General features: G+C 47.2%; 11 protein-coding genes. 8 read left to right on the forward strand and 3 right to left on the reverse strand.

Features of this window, described 5'->3' with window-relative positions; translation table 11 throughout:
• From S1OALGB6SA_RS03170 to S1OALGB6SA_RS03180, 3 genes are all read left to right on the forward strand, one after another.
• A partial coding sequence (locus tag S1OALGB6SA_RS03170) for a lytic transglycosylase domain-containing protein (RefSeq protein ID WP_148084010.1) occupies window positions 1-1,083 on the forward strand: 1,083 nt, incomplete at its 5' end.
• A complete protein-coding gene (locus S1OALGB6SA_RS03175) occupies window positions 1,080-1,889 on the forward strand; it encodes an undecaprenyl-diphosphate phosphatase (protein ID WP_230204387.1) in 810 nt (269 codons plus the stop codon). The genes S1OALGB6SA_RS03170 and S1OALGB6SA_RS03175, both read left to right, overlap by 4 nt.
• 109 nt (window positions 1,890-1,998) lie before the next feature.
• The gene (locus S1OALGB6SA_RS03180) at window positions 1,999-4,239 is read left to right on the forward strand and encodes a DNA translocase FtsK (protein ID WP_037565173.1); all 2,241 of its coding nucleotides are present in this window, start codon (window positions 1,999-2,001) and stop codon (window positions 4,237-4,239) included.
• Window positions 4,240-4,260: 21 nt separating this feature from the next.
• Here S1OALGB6SA_RS03180 and S1OALGB6SA_RS03185 read toward each other — a convergent pair whose 3' ends face one another.
• Window positions 4,261-5,946, reverse strand: coding sequence for an ion transporter (locus S1OALGB6SA_RS03185; protein WP_052080373.1), 1,686 nt, complete (start codon window positions 5,944-5,946; stop codon window positions 4,261-4,263).
• A gap of 174 nt (window positions 5,947-6,120) precedes the next feature.
• Between S1OALGB6SA_RS03185 and S1OALGB6SA_RS03190 the strand changes: the two genes are divergently transcribed.
• From S1OALGB6SA_RS03190 to S1OALGB6SA_RS03210, 5 genes are all read left to right on the forward strand, one after another.
• Window positions 6,121-7,653: an NfeD family protein gene (locus S1OALGB6SA_RS03190; protein WP_124032536.1), complete on the forward strand. Its 1,533-nt coding sequence runs from the start codon at window positions 6,121-6,123 to the stop codon at window positions 7,651-7,653.
• The gene (gene floA / locus S1OALGB6SA_RS03195; protein WP_037565175.1) at window positions 7,650-8,669 is read left to right on the forward strand and encodes a flotillin-like protein FloA; all 1,020 of its coding nucleotides are present in this window, start codon (window positions 7,650-7,652) and stop codon (window positions 8,667-8,669) included. Before S1OALGB6SA_RS03190 ends, floA begins: the two co-directional genes overlap by 4 nt.
• Window positions 8,670-8,672: 3 nt before the next feature.
• Window positions 8,673-9,140: a hypothetical protein gene (locus S1OALGB6SA_RS03200; protein WP_124032537.1), complete on the forward strand. Its 468-nt coding sequence runs from the start codon at window positions 8,673-8,675 to the stop codon at window positions 9,138-9,140.
• A 117-nt stretch (window positions 9,141-9,257) separates the two neighbouring features.
• On the forward strand, window positions 9,258-10,763 hold the full coding sequence (locus tag S1OALGB6SA_RS03205) for a cyclic nucleotide-binding domain-containing protein (protein ID WP_124032538.1): 1,506 nt from the start codon (window positions 9,258-9,260) through the stop codon (window positions 10,761-10,763).
• 51 nt (window positions 10,764-10,814) lie between these two features.
• Window positions 10,815-12,422, forward strand: a complete 1,608-nt coding sequence (locus S1OALGB6SA_RS03210; RefSeq protein ID WP_124032539.1) for a hypothetical protein — start codon at window positions 10,815-10,817, stop codon at window positions 12,420-12,422.
• On the opposite strand, the gene S1OALGB6SA_RS03215 is transcribed toward S1OALGB6SA_RS03210, so the two are convergent.
• Together S1OALGB6SA_RS03215 and S1OALGB6SA_RS03220 are read right to left on the reverse strand one after the other, a co-directional pair.
• Window positions 12,419-13,819 carry a DUF4340 domain-containing protein gene (locus tag S1OALGB6SA_RS03215; RefSeq protein ID WP_124032540.1) on the reverse strand — a complete coding sequence of 467 codons (1,401 nt, stop codon included), beginning with the start codon at window positions 13,817-13,819 and terminating at the stop codon, window positions 12,419-12,421. The two genes, S1OALGB6SA_RS03210 and S1OALGB6SA_RS03215, sit on opposite strands and share 4 nt — an antisense overlap.
• Entirely contained in the window at window positions 13,816-15,264 is a 1,449-nt protein-coding gene (locus S1OALGB6SA_RS03220) for a GldG family protein (RefSeq protein ID WP_195910267.1), read from the reverse strand. Before S1OALGB6SA_RS03220 ends, S1OALGB6SA_RS03215 begins: the two co-directional genes overlap by 4 nt.
• Window positions 15,265-15,274: the final 10 nt, after the last annotated feature.

The following is a 15,274-nucleotide window of genomic DNA, read 5'->3' on the forward strand; positions in this document are numbered from 1 at the left end:
GCTGAGAGACTTTCGGCCTTAACGACTGTTTTCAAATTGTGGGACAACCCGAAGCGCTTTGAAGACCGCCTGGAATTATTCATCCATCGTTGTGTACGAGATGGCGACTGGAAGTTTCTGGAGTCTGTATATGAGATGTGGGGAAATTCATGGCCTTCTGTGGCCCGGGCGGATGGAGCCTTGGTTTTGGCGAGCGCTCTCTTTGAGGATAGATTGCATTCGAGTGTTCGGGTGGAGGAATACCTTGAAACGGCCGTGGAATCGGCGCCCTTCAGCTGGTCGGGATTGAGGGCGGCCGGGTTGCTTCATCGAGATATTCCTGTCGTTTCGGGAGAAGAGATTGACTTTGAAGATAGCGATGATGATTTGATTATTCAGCTTTTCGTTAAATGGGGCCTCTTCGATCTGTCAGTGAGTGAAATTTTGAAGAATCCCCAACGCTATTCCAGCAAAACCATCAGAATGACAGCCAGGGCGATTGCAATGTCACAGCCGAGATTGTCTATTAGACTGGGTAATCTACTTTGGACCAGAGACAATTTCACTCCTACTAAGGAAGATTTGTTAATTCTATACCCGCTTCCATATGACAGCTTAGTCTCGGATATAGCTGCTGAGGAGGGAACGTTGCCGGAGATATTGACGGGCTTGGTGCGTACCGAGAGTGCATGGGATACCAATGCAGTAAGCCGCTCTGGCGCTATGGGGCTGGGCCAGTTCATGCCTGATACGTGGAGAGAATGGGTTGATCGCCGCAAACTTCCCGAGGATTCGGATCCTATGAATCCCGAAATCAATCTCGTTCTATCTGCCGCCTATTTGAACTGGCTCGATGCCAGGGAATGGACCAGTGGATGGACGGATGTTTTAATCTCGTACAATGCTGGAGGTGGTACATTGCGAGAATGGCGTCGTAATCAACCCGGTTTGGGCGAAGATCTTTTTAGAGTTAGCTTCCCGTTAGAGGAACCTCGCAGTTATGTTCACAAAGTTTTTTCAGCCGCCACCATTTATGCACATCTTTATGAAGGGAAAACTCCCTGGCTACTCCACGCATCCTGGGGGCTGACTTCTTTTAGGTGAATCAAGTGACTGTGTTGCAGGCTGCCTTGCTGGGATTAATCCAGGGTCTTACCGAGTTTCTTCCTATTTCTTCATCAGGTCATCTGGTACTTGCCCGGGCTCTGATGGACTTGAATGAGGTGCCGGTTCTTTTCGATGTATTGCTTCACATAGCAACATTGTTGGTGGTGGTTTGGGTTTTCAGGCGGAGACTTGGGTGGTTTCTTGCGTCGCTGTTTCGATATTTCAGCCGTCAAACTCGGGAGAGTGATAAACCTAATCTAAGGCTGTTTCTGCGCTTACTTGTGGCTACGGCCATTACCGCGATAGTTGCCTATATAGTATCTGGTTTGAGAGTTCGGGAATCTCCAGTAATAGTTTCGGCCTTTCTTATGCTTACTGCTCTGATACTTCTTTCTACGGTTAGTGTCAAGGGGAATAAAAATCTTGAAGAACTCTCCTGGGTCGGAACGCTTGTTACAGGCACTGCTCAAGGTTTCGGTGTCTTTCCCGGGATCAGTCGCTCGGGTATTACAATCGCCTCGGGGATGATGGTTGGGATGGATAGAAGGGCAGCTGGCGAGTTTTCCTTCTTGCTTCTGATTCCAGCAGTAGCCGCCGCCTTTTTGCTCTCTTTGAGGGATGCCGCGGAACTCTCGAATACTGTATCGATAAGTGCTCTTCTAGTGGGTTTTACCTCGGCCTTGATTGCTGGGTATGCGTCACTGAAATTCTTGCTGTGGCTTATTGCCAGAGGAAGGTTGTGGTTTTTCGCTATATACCTAATTCCAGTGAGTATAATGGGCTTGCTTCACTTTGGTTTCTGAGTTCACTGGGATATTGATATACTGAATATCCATCTCGTTTGGTTTCAGGCCTGCTTTGTTAAGCCGCAAAACTGGCGATTCCGATAATCGAGGGAGGAGGCTTTTATCGATGTCCCCAGGTTCGAGTAAGTATGCCTATCTGTCCGTGATTAGCTTCTCCTTAGCTTTGTACTTTTTTATAGCGATATCTGTCTCTGCGCTTGGGAGCAGCTCTGCGCTAGTGAAGCCGGGGGCCTTCCTTGTTAGCCGTTTTAACCTGGCATCACTCTATATCCCGCTGTTATTGATGTATTGCGGTTTTCTCACCAAGGCGAATCGTCTACCCAAAAAAACAATAATTCTGCTGTGGATTTCTCCCATTCCCTTCCTTACTTCGGCGATATTCTTGCACATTGTCTTTAACAACACCACAATGCTCGCGCCCAGGGTTTTGGTGACGGCTTTTGGACGATTTCCGGCAATTTTACTCTTCCTGCTCCTGCTTGCGATTGAGATAGCTGGGATTGCCGGGCTAAGCAGATATCTTGAGGGGTCAGACCACAGCTTGTTTACCGGAAAAGTACTAAACAGAATCGTAAATGGGGTGATTAGTTTTTTTAATAGCGAAACCAGCGGCAGCACTGTTTCTTCGAACGGAGAACAGGGAAAACAGGTTAACGAAATATTCTCTCCTGCATTTCCCGAACAACCGTTTGAGTATCATGGGCCTCCTTTGCAGGAAGCCCCCGAAAAGCTGGCCTTTCCCGGTTCGCCAATGGCGGAACCGGGAATTTCAGATTTTATATCTCGTGTATTAAATTCCAAGTCGGAATTGTCGGCCGATTGTACGGATTCAATTGAGGATTCGCCCGATGAATATGAGGATATTCCCGAGGAACTTGAACCACGAGGAAGTGAGCCAATAGGTCCCAAACCGGTGCCTGCATTCAGGCATTCCGAAGAGCAATATCATGTACCGGTTGAGGGACTTTTAGATGTGTATCCGGAACCGCGTATCATTGCGATTGACGAGACAATTCGAAAAGCAGCGAACGTTCTTGAGCAAACTCTGAAGGAATTCAGGATTGACGCGAAAGTAACCGGTATTTGTAAGGGTCCTGTGATTACCATGTTTGAACTTCTGCCGTCACCCGGAGTGAAATTGAGCAGTATCGTAAATCTCCAAGACAATATTGCGTTGCGCCTGGCGGCGAGCAGGGTTCGAATCATTGCTCCTATTCCGGGGAAACATGCGGTGGGCATTGAAGTGCCAAACAAGAAACGCTCGATTGTTTCGTTCAGTTCGATTGTGGAATCCGAGGAGTTTCGGCAATCCAACGCTGAAATACCTGTGATATTGGGTAAGGACATCAGTGGTGGGAACAAAATAATTGATCTAACACGAACCCCTCATTTACTGATAGCAGGCGCTACCGGATCGGGTAAGTCTGTCTGTGTCAACTCCCTCATTGCTTCTGTGCTCTATTCTCGCGGCCCAAGGGATGTCAAGTTGCTCATGGTTGATCCGAAAATCGTGGAACTGAAACTATACAATGGTATTCCACATCTATTGACTCCAGTTATTATCGATACGAAAAGGGCGATTCAGGCGCTTCAATGGTGTCTCTATGAGATGGAGCGGCGTTATTCGCTTTTGGATTCTCAGGGAGTTCGAGATATTAAGTCTCTCAATATACGAATTAGAGAGAGAGAACTTGCGACAGATTCGATGCCTTATATCTTAGTTATTGTTGATGAATTTGCCGATTTGATGGCTACAAGTGGAAAGGATTTGGAGGCCATTGTTGCTCGTTTGGCAGCCATGAGCCGGGCGGTTGGCATTCATCTCGTTCTTGCTACACAAAGGCCTTCGGTGGATGTGATTACGGGACTTATCAAGGCGAATTTTCCAAGTCGAATTGCTTTCATGGTGGCAGGTAAAACCGATAGTCGCATTATTATCGATACGATGGGAGCGGAGAAACTACTCGGACGAGGAGATATGCTGTTCACTTCGGCCTGGGATCCATTCCCTTCTCGAATGCAGGGAGCCTTTCTTGCCGAGAACGAGATAGAAAAAATGGCCGACTATGTCAAATCTCTCGGCGAGCCTGATTATATCGATCATGAAATGTTCATCGACGATGAGGATGAACACCTGCTCCAGAGAGAGGGTGATGGTGACGATCCAGTGTACGAGAAGGCGGTTGAGATAGTTGTGAGTTCCCGAAAAACTTCGGCATCTTATCTTCAAAGGAGACTGAAGCTTGGATACAACAGGGCCGCGAGATTGATTGAAGAGATGGAACGCCGGGGCATTGTTGGTCCGGCAAATGGGTCTAAACCCAGGGAGTTAATTCACGTTCCTTAAGATGGAGGCTGTGACCGGTGATTACTTCTTAGATATTCTCACGGTTAAAGGCGCACTCCACGGACCGCTTCCGTACCTGTTCTTCCCGCGAATGCGGTATGCAACCTTCCCGATTGGCGCTGGAGAATCCACATAGCTGGAACCTTCGATTGTGGGATCCATCATTTTCCATTTAGTCTCTTCGGCTTTCCTACGTATAAGTTCATAGCTTTCGGCGTCATACATTGACAGCCAGCTAAGTTCGATGGCGTTGTTTCCCAAAACCTTATAACCAAGAGATGGAAGTTTGCCAAGTTTCATGGATGAAGTTTCGGTTGCTTTGGCGCTTTCTATCTTCGCTGTGGGAAGGTTGGATGACTCAGGATTCTGTTCTTCCGTTTTAAGTCCCCCAAGTCTTTTGGCGGATTGCTCCTCAACTCTTTTTGCAAAGATTGGGTATCGCTGAAGTATTTTGTCGAAGGTTTCCTTATCAAGTACATAGAGATCGCAATAGTCCTTTGCTATAATGGTGGCGTTTCTTGGACTGCTTAGCAGTAGGGCGGTTTCGCCGAAAAATTGACCGGAGGAAAGAGAGGCGTATGTGATTGTTTGTTCTTTGTTTAATACTTCAACCACGCCCTGGCTGATAAAATACATCTCATAACCAATTTCGCCATAGGTGATTATTTGATCTCCCGGAGTGTATATAACCGGATTGAGATTCAAGATGATATCTCTTATAAACTCGTGGCTGGCCTCTTTGAAGAGAGGCACTTTTTCGATTATGTCTCGATTAAGAAAGAAGGCGATTTGAGTTTTAAGCGATTTTGGCAAATCTAATAGTAGATCGGATTCCTCGTAACCTCTGCGACTTTCCCATAGATAGTCGTAATAGTCGTGAATTTGGTTTTGGAGCTGATTCGGTATATTGCGATATTTCAGAAAGGTGTTGATGTTTTCCACTCTCTCCCTGAAACGACTCTTGGCGATGTCCAAGTTTGCAATGATGTTGGCGATATTGCCGATTATGAATCCATAAATAGCGGCGCCCATCAACATTACGACTATTACGTAGATGAACTGAATTGGACTCTCTGGGGTGATATCGCCGTAACCAATTGTAGTCAGTGTGGTGATGGTCCAGTAGAAGGCTTCAAGGTAGACAGCCCCATTCGATGTGTAATCCCCGGAGGAAGTATATTTGCCGACGCCTCCCATGTAAATCCATCCACAGGCCACAAGGTGAGCTGCAACTAGAATCCAGAATATCAGCATAAATAGACGCATAAGAGCAGGATTGACAAAACTCAGTTCCCTTGCCCGCCGTAGTGTTTTTGAGCTTCCGAAGAGTTTTAGAAGGCGGGTTAATCGGAAGAAGCGTAATAAGCGATTAAAGACTAGGTGCCGGCTATTTATAAAAGTCCATGTGAAGGGTATGGTGGCAAGAATGTCGAGTATAAACCATCCTTTGATGTAGCGTATGGCTATCGCTTTGCGATCGCTTATTCTTTTGTGTCTGACACTGTAGGTTGTGTTGAATTGAACAACGATGTCGGCGATGAATGTGAGAGTTATCAAAGCATCCAGCGCGATTAGACTTGGAGTTATTGTGATTCTGAATACCACGATAAGCGGGGCGACAATAGTCGCCGCTACAGTGACGAGCAGGACGTAAAATTCCCATAGCACTTTGAATCGGCTATCGGGATAGATTAGTGGTATTGGCATTAATACATTCCTATTACGGTCTCAATAATCGGCAGCGGCATTCTTAAACGCAAGTGCGCGGGGATGAAATATTCTGCTGGGAAGTATGGTTCCGGGTGCGCGCCCTTGCAAAGATGTTGGATGGGACAAGGCTTGGTGTTGACTTAGTTCGTCACGGACTTCATAATTAAGTGTATGAAACTCCGCGCTATTGCTGTATGTGCTCTTAATCTGATTAGTGTGTCAGCGTTAATTGCACAGGCAGAGATGCTTCCAGCCAGGGTGTATGTTATCCCTTTAAGGGAGGATGTGGATCGATATCTCGGGGTATTTCTGGGGCGTTCTCTTGAGGAAGCCGAGAGGGCGGGGGTAGAGACGTTGATTATCGAAATTGATACCTTCGGCGGCCGTGTAGACACGGCTCTGGAAATTGCCAGTAAGCTAGGCTCTGCCACGTGGGCCAAAACTGTTGCCTATATTCCCGTTGATAGCGGGGGGCGTGGAGTGAGTTGGTCGGCTGGCGCGCTCATGGCATTTTCCTGCGCGGAAATCTGGATGGCCCCGGGAACCTCAATCGGAGCCGCTGCGCCGGTGTATCAAACCACGGAAGGGATTCAGCCTGCCGAGGAAAAAACGGTGAGCGCGTTGCGGGGGCAAATGGCTGCCCTGGCCGAGAAAAACGGGTATCCTGTCGGAGTTGCGCTAGCGATGGTGGATGCTGATGTAGTTCTTAAAGAGGTGATTGTTGATGATTCCGAGTCACTATTGACGGAGACGGACATCAATGCGATGGAGAGGAAGAATGTACAGTTTGAGATTGGGAAAACAGTTAGTGATAAGGGCAAGCTTCTAACGCTTACGGCCGGAGAAATGGAACGCTACGAGGTGTCAGCAGGCAGCGCCCTGACACGGGAAGAGTTAATAACCAAACTTGGATACACATCTGAGGAAACTGTGGTAGTTGAAAAGAGTAGAGCGGATTCGATAATCACTTTTCTTACCAGCGGCGCTATGGTGGGCCTCTTACTGATTATTGCACTGATTGGTATATATCTTGAAATTACGAGTCCTGGATTCGGTGTTTCTGGAACTATTGCTCTTATTGCTCTTGCCATCGTATTTGTTTCGAGTGGTTTGATGGGGAATCTGGCAGCGGTGGAAATTTTGATGCTTCTGGCTGGAGTGATTCTTCTGTTGTTGGAAATTTTCATTATCCCTGGGTTTGGCATCGCTGGAATTGCAGGGATTGTGTTAATCCTGGGAGCTTTTGTTCTAAGTCAGCAAAATTTCTTTTGGCCCCAGTTTGATTGGCAATGGAACATAGCTAAACGGAATCTTGCCATTGTTGGAATTGGTATATTTGCAGGATTCACCCTTATAGGAGTTATTATGGCATTATTGCCGCGGGCAAGTTTATTTAGTCGTTTGATACTTCATGGTCCTGGTGATTTGGGCTATGCTGGGAAATCATGGCGTCGGCGTAACAGCAAGCAAGAAAAACGTCGCCCTAAAAAAATTGGGACTTCAAAAGAGGAAAAGAAAATTTCTGTTGATATTGGAGCCATCGGTGTAGCGGTAACTGATTTGCGACCGGTTGGCAAGGTGCGCTTCGAATCCGGAGTGATTGTTGTGGAGACAAGTGGCGAATACTGTGAGAAAAATACCCGGGTTATAGTTCAGAGCATCGATGGTGTAAAGGCTGTGGTGTCAGCCGTGGAGGAAAAATGAGTATACTTCTGAAATTGCTTGTATTTGTGTTGTGGACTTTGGGAGGACTTCTAGTCCTAACTTTCTTAATCATCTTTATTAAATTCTTCAATTTATGGCTAAGAGCTCTTGTATCGGGCGCAAAGGTGGGTTTGGGACGACTAGTTGGCATGTGGATTCGCAAGGTGAATCCAAGTTTAATAGTCGACAGCAGAATTATGCTGATGAAAGGTGGTTTGTTCATACACACGGATGAGCTGGAAACTCATTTTTTGGCACGTGGAGATGTGGTTAAGGTTTCGCAGGCTCTGGTTGCAGCGTCGAAAGCTGGCATTAAACTACCTTTTGAACGAGCGACGGCTATCGATTTGGCAGGGCGGGACGTTTTGGATGCGGTGAAAACCAGTGTTAATCCCAAAGTAATCGATTGCCCCAATCCCGAAACCGGTAAAATCACTGTCGACGCGGTTGCGAAGGATGGTATTCAACTTAAAGCGAAAGCCAGGGTGACGGTTCGAGTGAATATCGATGCGCTCATCGGTGGCGCATCAGAGGAAACGATAATTGCCAGAGTTGGCGAGGGAATAGTTACCACCATCGGCTCGGCCAATACCTACAAGAATGTGTTGGAGAATCCAGATCAGATTTCAAGGAGAGTCCTGGAAAAAGGCCTGGATGCCGGGACGGCCTTCGAGATTCTATCTATTGATATTGCCGATGTGGATGTGGGCTCCAATATCGGCGCGAAACTGCAGGCGGATCAAGCGGAGGCGGATACGCGGCGATTCCAGGCGGAGGCAGAGCAGAGACGAGCCGTGGCTAGGGCGAGAGAGCAGGAGATGACTGCCCAGGTGCAGGAAAACAGGGCAAAAGTGGTTTTGGCTGAAGCGGAAATTCCTCTGGCGATTGCGAAGTCATTTAGGGATGGGAATCTGGGAATCATGGACTATTATCGCCTTAGAAATATTCAGGCTGATACCGATATGAGAAAGAGTCTGGGCGAACAACAATCTGATAATCGCTCAACGGATTCGTAGTTCGTGGAAGATGTACTTGGCAAATTATTTTCTATCATACCCGCAGCCTTGGCAATTATTTGGATTTTGCGCATCTTTGCGGGGGTTAGACAGCGTAGGCGAAGGAGGGATGCGGCAGCAAGGGAAGCTCCTGCGCGGAGAGAACCTGATGAGGTGGTGTCGAGGCTGCGCAAAACCTTCTCAAAAGAGGAACAGGAGGACAGTTTCGGCAATGAGAAATCAATCCCGTTGCATCCGCTGGATTCCCCGCCGGAAGAAGAGCTTAGCAAACCGCTATCCGAGGTACAATCGACAATTCCATCCGTTGAGCAAGGCGCACGTGTTGTGAAGAGCAGGGCGATTCGTACTGAGTCTTCGGATATCAGGCGAAGGCCCCTGGATAACATTCGGGCGAGTTCAACGCTGGCGCAGGCGATGCTTTGGAAAATCATATTGGATAAACCATCGATTCTGAAGGAACTGGATGAGTAAGCTCCCGACAAATTGAGGCACCCGGGAAAAATAATAGCGGGCGAAACTTCAACAGTAACTTTTACCGGATTCCAGAATTCAATAACTTACCCCAGACACAGGCCGATAGTCGAAAGTATGGATGAAACAAAACTCCCGATGCATCCCGCGTTTCTATGTCTTTCTGAACGTGGTAGAAAAAAACTTATGATGGCCGCCGAACTCTGGGAGGCACCGGCAGGCTCGCAACTTTTCCACCCGGGCGATTTGGGAGAGGAAATAATCCTGGTTCTCCAGGGCAGACTCGAATCTCAGGATAACAAAGACGTTCGAAGGAATTGGTTGAAAGGTGACCTCTGGGGTGAAGCGCGATTAGGCATACCGCAACCCTTGGAATATACCCTTCGGGCGGTAGAGTATACCCGCTGGTTGCGTTGGACGAGAGCATCTCTGCTGGAGCTTTGTTCCAAGGGTGCGATACGTCGGGCGCTCAAACCCCGTTACGATTCCAAGGGGCGCCTTCGAACTGGATTCTCAAGAAGCTTACAGCCCAATTCCGCCCCCGGGAATAAACAAAGAATAATCAGGCCATCCGCCAGACCGGCGATTTTGGTTTTTGCGCTCGCGATTCTCGCGGCATTATCACTGTATATCACCACGCGCGGTGTAGCCACGATATCTCCCCTAATCATTCTATGCTCGCCGGCAGTATTCCTCCCATGGCTATGCATTTTCGGCATCAGAAACCTTAGTACCTTATATAAAATCGAAGCCGATTCCATCATTTCTCGTTGTTTCGACTGGAAAAGTCTGGCGATCGAAACTCGTCATATTCCAACCGACCAGATTCAGGGTGTCAGCATCGATCAGGGCGGCACGATGAACAACTTGCTTAAAATAGGAACTATAAGGGTTAAAACTGCTGCACTCGATGGTGAATTGATACTCAAAAATATAAATTCTCCCGGCACCTTCGCTCAGGAGATTCAGAAGCTGCGAAAGCTCATAACGGCGAAAACAGGCGGACGTGAGCGCGAAAAAATGCGACGAAACCTCGAGGACAGCGGCCTTGGAGAATACAGGTCCCGAATGCTTCGTTCCGTCCAGGACAACAAGCGTCTGGCCAGATCCACAACGCTAAAAATTCGAAAAAGCCCAGTAGTATTGGTTAGCCAAATTCTACTTCCAGTAGTGCTAAGTGTCATAATTTCTCTCTTATCGATAACGAGAGGGCTTCATTTCGCAACTGTGATACCGATGTTCATATGGATAGCTTACCGCTTCGAGGCTTGGCGTAATGATTTTTTTCTAGCTTCCCAGGGATATGTAACAAGCTTCCATCGTAAACCATTTGGACGCAAAATACTCCGACATCAAATAAAAATATCTTCTCTGCAAAATATCCGAACTGAGCAAAAAGGGATACTATCGTTGATATTTGGCTACGGGAGCTTAGTACTGGTAACCACCGGCGGCGCTGCTGATATTACACTTAAGAACGTATCAAATCCGCAAAGGTTTCAGGAAATGCTTTTTGAATATCGTGAATATGAGCGGCAACACCGTGAACGCGCACAGAATACGGAACAGTTGAGAAACCTAACCCAACTCGCCCATGCATTGAGGCAAATACAGGTGAGTTAGTCTTGGCAACTTCTCTAAGAGACCGCATGGTATCTGCCGATTATCAGAACGATGAAAGGAAGTTTCAGGAAGCTAGCTCTGATCGGTGCTATCCTTTTGCACTTCGGCATCACCCGCACATCCGCTACATCCGCCAAGGAGGCATGGTACCGTCGAATCGAGATTGATTCATATGAGCGCATCATAGGCATTGAGCAAATTGAATCCGGCGAGGCACAGTTTTCCAACGCGTACAGACTCAGTTACGATAAGAATGGTCGGCTGACGGAAATAAACTACAGCCGCTCCGGCAGATCGATTGCTGATCCACTCTACGGCGTAGCCCGAATAGAACTGGACTATGAGCTAGGATATGTGCATCGGAGAAACACAGATTCCAGGGGTCTTCCCGTCTCGGATGAAATGGGAGTTTGGTCGCGGCGGGTAAAACTCGATAAAAGGGGCCTGGCCACCGGCGTATTCCATTACGATCAATACGGGAATTTAATCACCGACAGGAATGGAGTAGCTCTTAGACTGTGGACCCTGGATGACAAAGGGCGTCGTGTCAACGAAAAATTCTTCGATGTGTCAGGCGCCAGAATAGAAGATGGTCAGGGCGTTGGCGAAATTCGTTATGGCTGGGACAGCTCTGATCGACTGCTTAGTCTTCATTACTATGATATGAACGGGTTTGAAACAGAACGTCGTGGTGAAGGCGTACACGGTTATCTATATACCAGAAATGTCGAAGGGGAAGTGATTAGGGAAGACAGAGTAGGAATATTGGGCACTCCGGTTCTCAGCGCGGATGGGTCGGCATCTATTGAATTTGACAGAGATGATAGGAGATTAGTGCTGGAAGAGCGACGCCTGGGAACTAAAGGTGAACTACGTACCGATTCCAACAATGTTGCAATTTATCGTCGGAAATACGACACACCTGGGAATCTTATAGAGCAATCCAATTTAGATGCGAATGGAGTGGCGATTAAGGATATTTTTGGAGTTGCCACATATAAATGGATACACCATGTTCAGGGTAACGAATTGGAACAGCTCAATCTTAACGAATTTGGCGAACTATGTGAGGATGAGTATGGTATGGCTTCCTATCGGTGGGAATATGACGAACGGGGGCTTATAATAGCTTCCACCTCATTTGGGACCGACGATCAGACAAAGGCCGATCAATGGGGAATCGCTCGCTATCGCTATGTATTTGATGACAATAAGAATCTGTTTGAAGCCGCAAGTTACGATGATTGGGAAACGCTGGCAAACGATGTTACAGGTGTTGCTGTGTACCGCTGGGGATATGATGATAGTGGCAATAAGATATGGGAACGCCACTACAATTTTGTCGATGAATTTTCCGAAGATAATCAAGGCATTGCCGAGTATAGATGGGTCTACGATGGTGAAAATAACAAAATCGAACAGCGGCAATTTGGCCAATTTGGCCAACTCCGCGCCGACTTTCAAGGAGTGGCAGTCTATGAATGGGTTTACGACAAGTATGGCCGCGTGAGAGAGCGGCGTCACTTCGGCATCGATAAGCGGCCCGTGGAAGATGTATCAGGTGCCGCCTTTGCGCGCTGGTCCTACCGGAGTGACGGACGTCCCTTGGCCGTGGCCAGGTTCAACCGTCATAGTTTGCCGACCGATCTCATACCCTAGTTGGATAGGGCCATTAGTTGATTTATCAGTTTTTTAACCTGGTAGCGGCTAACCAGGAATTCAGGCTTCCCATCATCCATGTCAACTTGATGGTATGCTTCATCATAGTTCCAGTAACGCATAATCAATGGGTTTACATCAGCGTTCGAGTTGATAATGGTTATAGTTACTTCCGGTTTCAAAGGGGTGCGTTCTTCCTGAATCTGCCCCTCCCGGGAAATCCCTGTCAAATTTTGAAAAAGAGATGAAAATTCCTCGAATGTGATTTCCAGATCATCTATCAGAAATAAATCGTCTTCGATTTCTTCAACCACTCCCTTCTCGATTCGGGTGAGCATCCAGACATCTTCGCCCGCCTCAATTTTTACTCTTGCCACTCGTTCAATAGAACCCGAAAAAACAAATTTACTCGTTAGAGAGAATGGTTTGGTGTTCATGAATTCAAGTTCGGGTTCGTTCAACTTGAAAATTGATTCGTCTCTATCACCCAGGCGAGCATAGCGGTTTCCTTCACCATCGGAGACACCGAGTATTAGATGCAAAACCGTACCATCCCTATCCGACAGATATAGCATGTCAGCCTTCTCATCGGTCAAACCAAATTTCGTGTTGCTTGGGTTTTCGTTATCCAGATAGGCAACCACTGTCGACGGAAGGGGAGTTTCCTCTCTTATTCGCATTCGAAAATTTCCCTCATCCAAATAGTATTTTCCCCGCCAGGGTCTAGTTACAACATAGTTGCCTGTCGAGCTAAGATAGGGATCCGGCTCCGTACTGTGAACCATCTGAAATACTTCCCCATCCTTACGAAATTCCAGCATCGCAATCTCATCCAAGTTCGGTGTGGGTAGACTCTTATCCCTAAAATCATCGTTATCCATAAACGCTATTTCCGTAACCACGGGTGGGAGAAAAACCACATTATAAGAATCTTTGCGCCGCGCATAACGTCGCTTATCAAAAGGGCTCACATTCCCAACTTCAACTACCTCTGAATTTCCACTTTTGTCAGTAACAACAATTCTCGCCACTGGCTCATCAAGGCCAAACTCGGGAAGACGCCTCCCATCGAGTTCCTCGCTTATAATCTTTCCGGATTCGATGGAAGCAAGTATTCGTGTAACCCGTTTCACCTCATCTGCGTGCAGGCGAAAGGATGCTCCGGATAGAACCCAATCATTGTCCTCGCCAAGTTCGAAATCAAACCCTCCATCCAGACGTTTCACTGCCACCGCACGAAGGTTTTGTTCCTCTGTATCGGTTAGCGTTATGGAATTGACTGAACCATCGTCCAGTTCGTTTGGTGATTCAGACAGGGAGCGGGAGATTACGAATACGATAACCAGCGCGGCCAGAACACCCAGCGAGGAAATTAGAGCCACGGATTTTTCTGTCATCGGTTACGCCTATGGAAGTGAATCACCAAACCAATTCCCAGGCAGAGCAGCGGAATAACAATCGTGGTTATTGTGCTGTAAACAACTCCGTTTACCATACTAATTTGCAATGGAAGTCGATAGAGGCTCTTGGACGGAATAAGCACAGAGGAATCGTTGTTTGTAATCCAACTGAGTAAATTTGTTACCAAATCCGTATTTGCTCTAATAGGGCCAAGAAATCCTAACCCGGCAAGACTACTTGCGCTACCAAGCACCACAAGTCTTGCTCCCTCCGATGTGTGATTTCCCGAATCCCGCTCACGAACAGCAACTGCCACATCCACCGGCCCCTGCAAATCACTCGATATCGGCGTGGCACTGCTGGAGGCCTCGCTTGTAAGTTCCGTGCGTAATCTGGAAACATCCGAGCTGGCTAGCAGCGAAGCATATTCCAAGTGCTTCTGCTGCGCTTGAGTCCGTCTGTAGCCCATCGATCCTCGAAACACAGGATCCAGCTTCCCTTGAATTAGTGGAACAAGAGACTCATGATTCAGAACAGTGGGAGAAAATATGAAAGGATTGTCACTGAACTCCGCAATCAAGCGGTTTTTCTGGAATTCCATTACAAGTCCAGGCAGAACTTCAATATCCCACTTCCTTAGGAGTCCAGAAGTATTCGGCATAGGGTTATATGTCAAATCCAAGGCAACAAATAGTTTTCCGCCGTTTTCAAGATAGGAATTCAATTTAGTCGCTTCTGCCTCAGAAATATCCAATTTCGGTCCAATCAGAGTAAGAAGAGCCGCATCATCAGGGATTGCGGAGAGAATCAGGGAAATCTCCCCGAGTTCGAAGTTAGCCCTTTTGAGAATTTCCGTGTAACCTGATTCTGCAAGCGGGTTTTCCTGATGACCCTTAATCTCATAAATTTTTTGGGTGCTACCAGATGACACATAAGCAATGGCCGCACTAATCTGCTGCTCAATTTTTTGCGCTATAATCTGTTGCCTGCCTAGCTGATCGTAGGTGAAATCATAGAAATCTTCGGGGTTGATAACCCGGAAGAAGTCATTGGAATCCACAACCACGGCACCCTTGGAAATCAAACTGACTTCGTTTGTGAATCGGGTTATTCGGCCCGGATTTCTGTCGGGATCGAGCACCCTGACATCAATATAGCGAGAAGAGTTGTCATACCTTTCCAGTGTTTTAATCAGAGACTCGGATTCTTCCCCAGGTGTGGAGAGAACAAGTATTTCCACAGGTTTTTCCAGCCTCTCAAGCAAAGTCTCAGTCTGTGTGCTCAGGCTATAAAGTTTTTTTGGAGTAAGATCGGCTTCCAGTTCCAGCTCGTTGATGAGCAGATTGATTAGAATAAGCCCGGCAAGAATGGCTATTGTGATAAGCGCCGAGACTCCTGCATTGTAAGTCTTGAAATCCAATCGGATATCTGGTTTTTTCATATGCAACACT

Origin of the sequence: Olavius algarvensis spirochete endosymbiont (assembly GCA_900608495.1) — a bacterium.
GTDB lineage: Bacteria > Spirochaetota > Spirochaetia > DSM-2461 > DSM-2461 > UBA2779.

What these genes read in the sequence shown, in the direction of transcription:
- S1OALGB6SA_RS03205 (WP_124032538.1), top strand. Translation starts at nt 9,258, where the DNA reads ATGGATGAAACAAAACTCCCGATGCATCCCGCGTTTCTATGTCTTTCT.
- S1OALGB6SA_RS03210 (WP_124032539.1), top strand. Translation starts at nt 10,815, where the DNA reads ATGAAAGGAAGTTTCAGGAAGCTAGCTCTGATCGGTGCTATCCTTTTG.
- S1OALGB6SA_RS03180 (WP_037565173.1), top strand. Translation starts at nt 1,999, where the DNA reads ATGTCCCCAGGTTCGAGTAAGTATGCCTATCTGTCCGTGATTAGCTTC.
- S1OALGB6SA_RS03185 (WP_052080373.1), bottom strand. Translation starts at nt 5,946, where the DNA reads ATGCCAATACCACTAATCTATCCCGATAGCCGATTCAAAGTGCTATGG.
- S1OALGB6SA_RS03190 (WP_124032536.1), top strand. Translation starts at nt 6,121, where the DNA reads ATGAAACTCCGCGCTATTGCTGTATGTGCTCTTAATCTGATTAGTGTG.
- floA (WP_037565175.1), top strand. Translation starts at nt 7,650, where the DNA reads ATGAGTATACTTCTGAAATTGCTTGTATTTGTGTTGTGGACTTTGGGA.
- S1OALGB6SA_RS03215 (WP_124032540.1), bottom strand. Translation starts at nt 13,819, where the DNA reads ATGACAGAAAAATCCGTGGCTCTAATTTCCTCGCTGGGTGTTCTGGCC.
- S1OALGB6SA_RS03220 (WP_195910267.1), bottom strand. Translation starts at nt 15,264, where the DNA reads ATGAAAAAACCAGATATCCGATTGGATTTCAAGACTTACAATGCAGGA.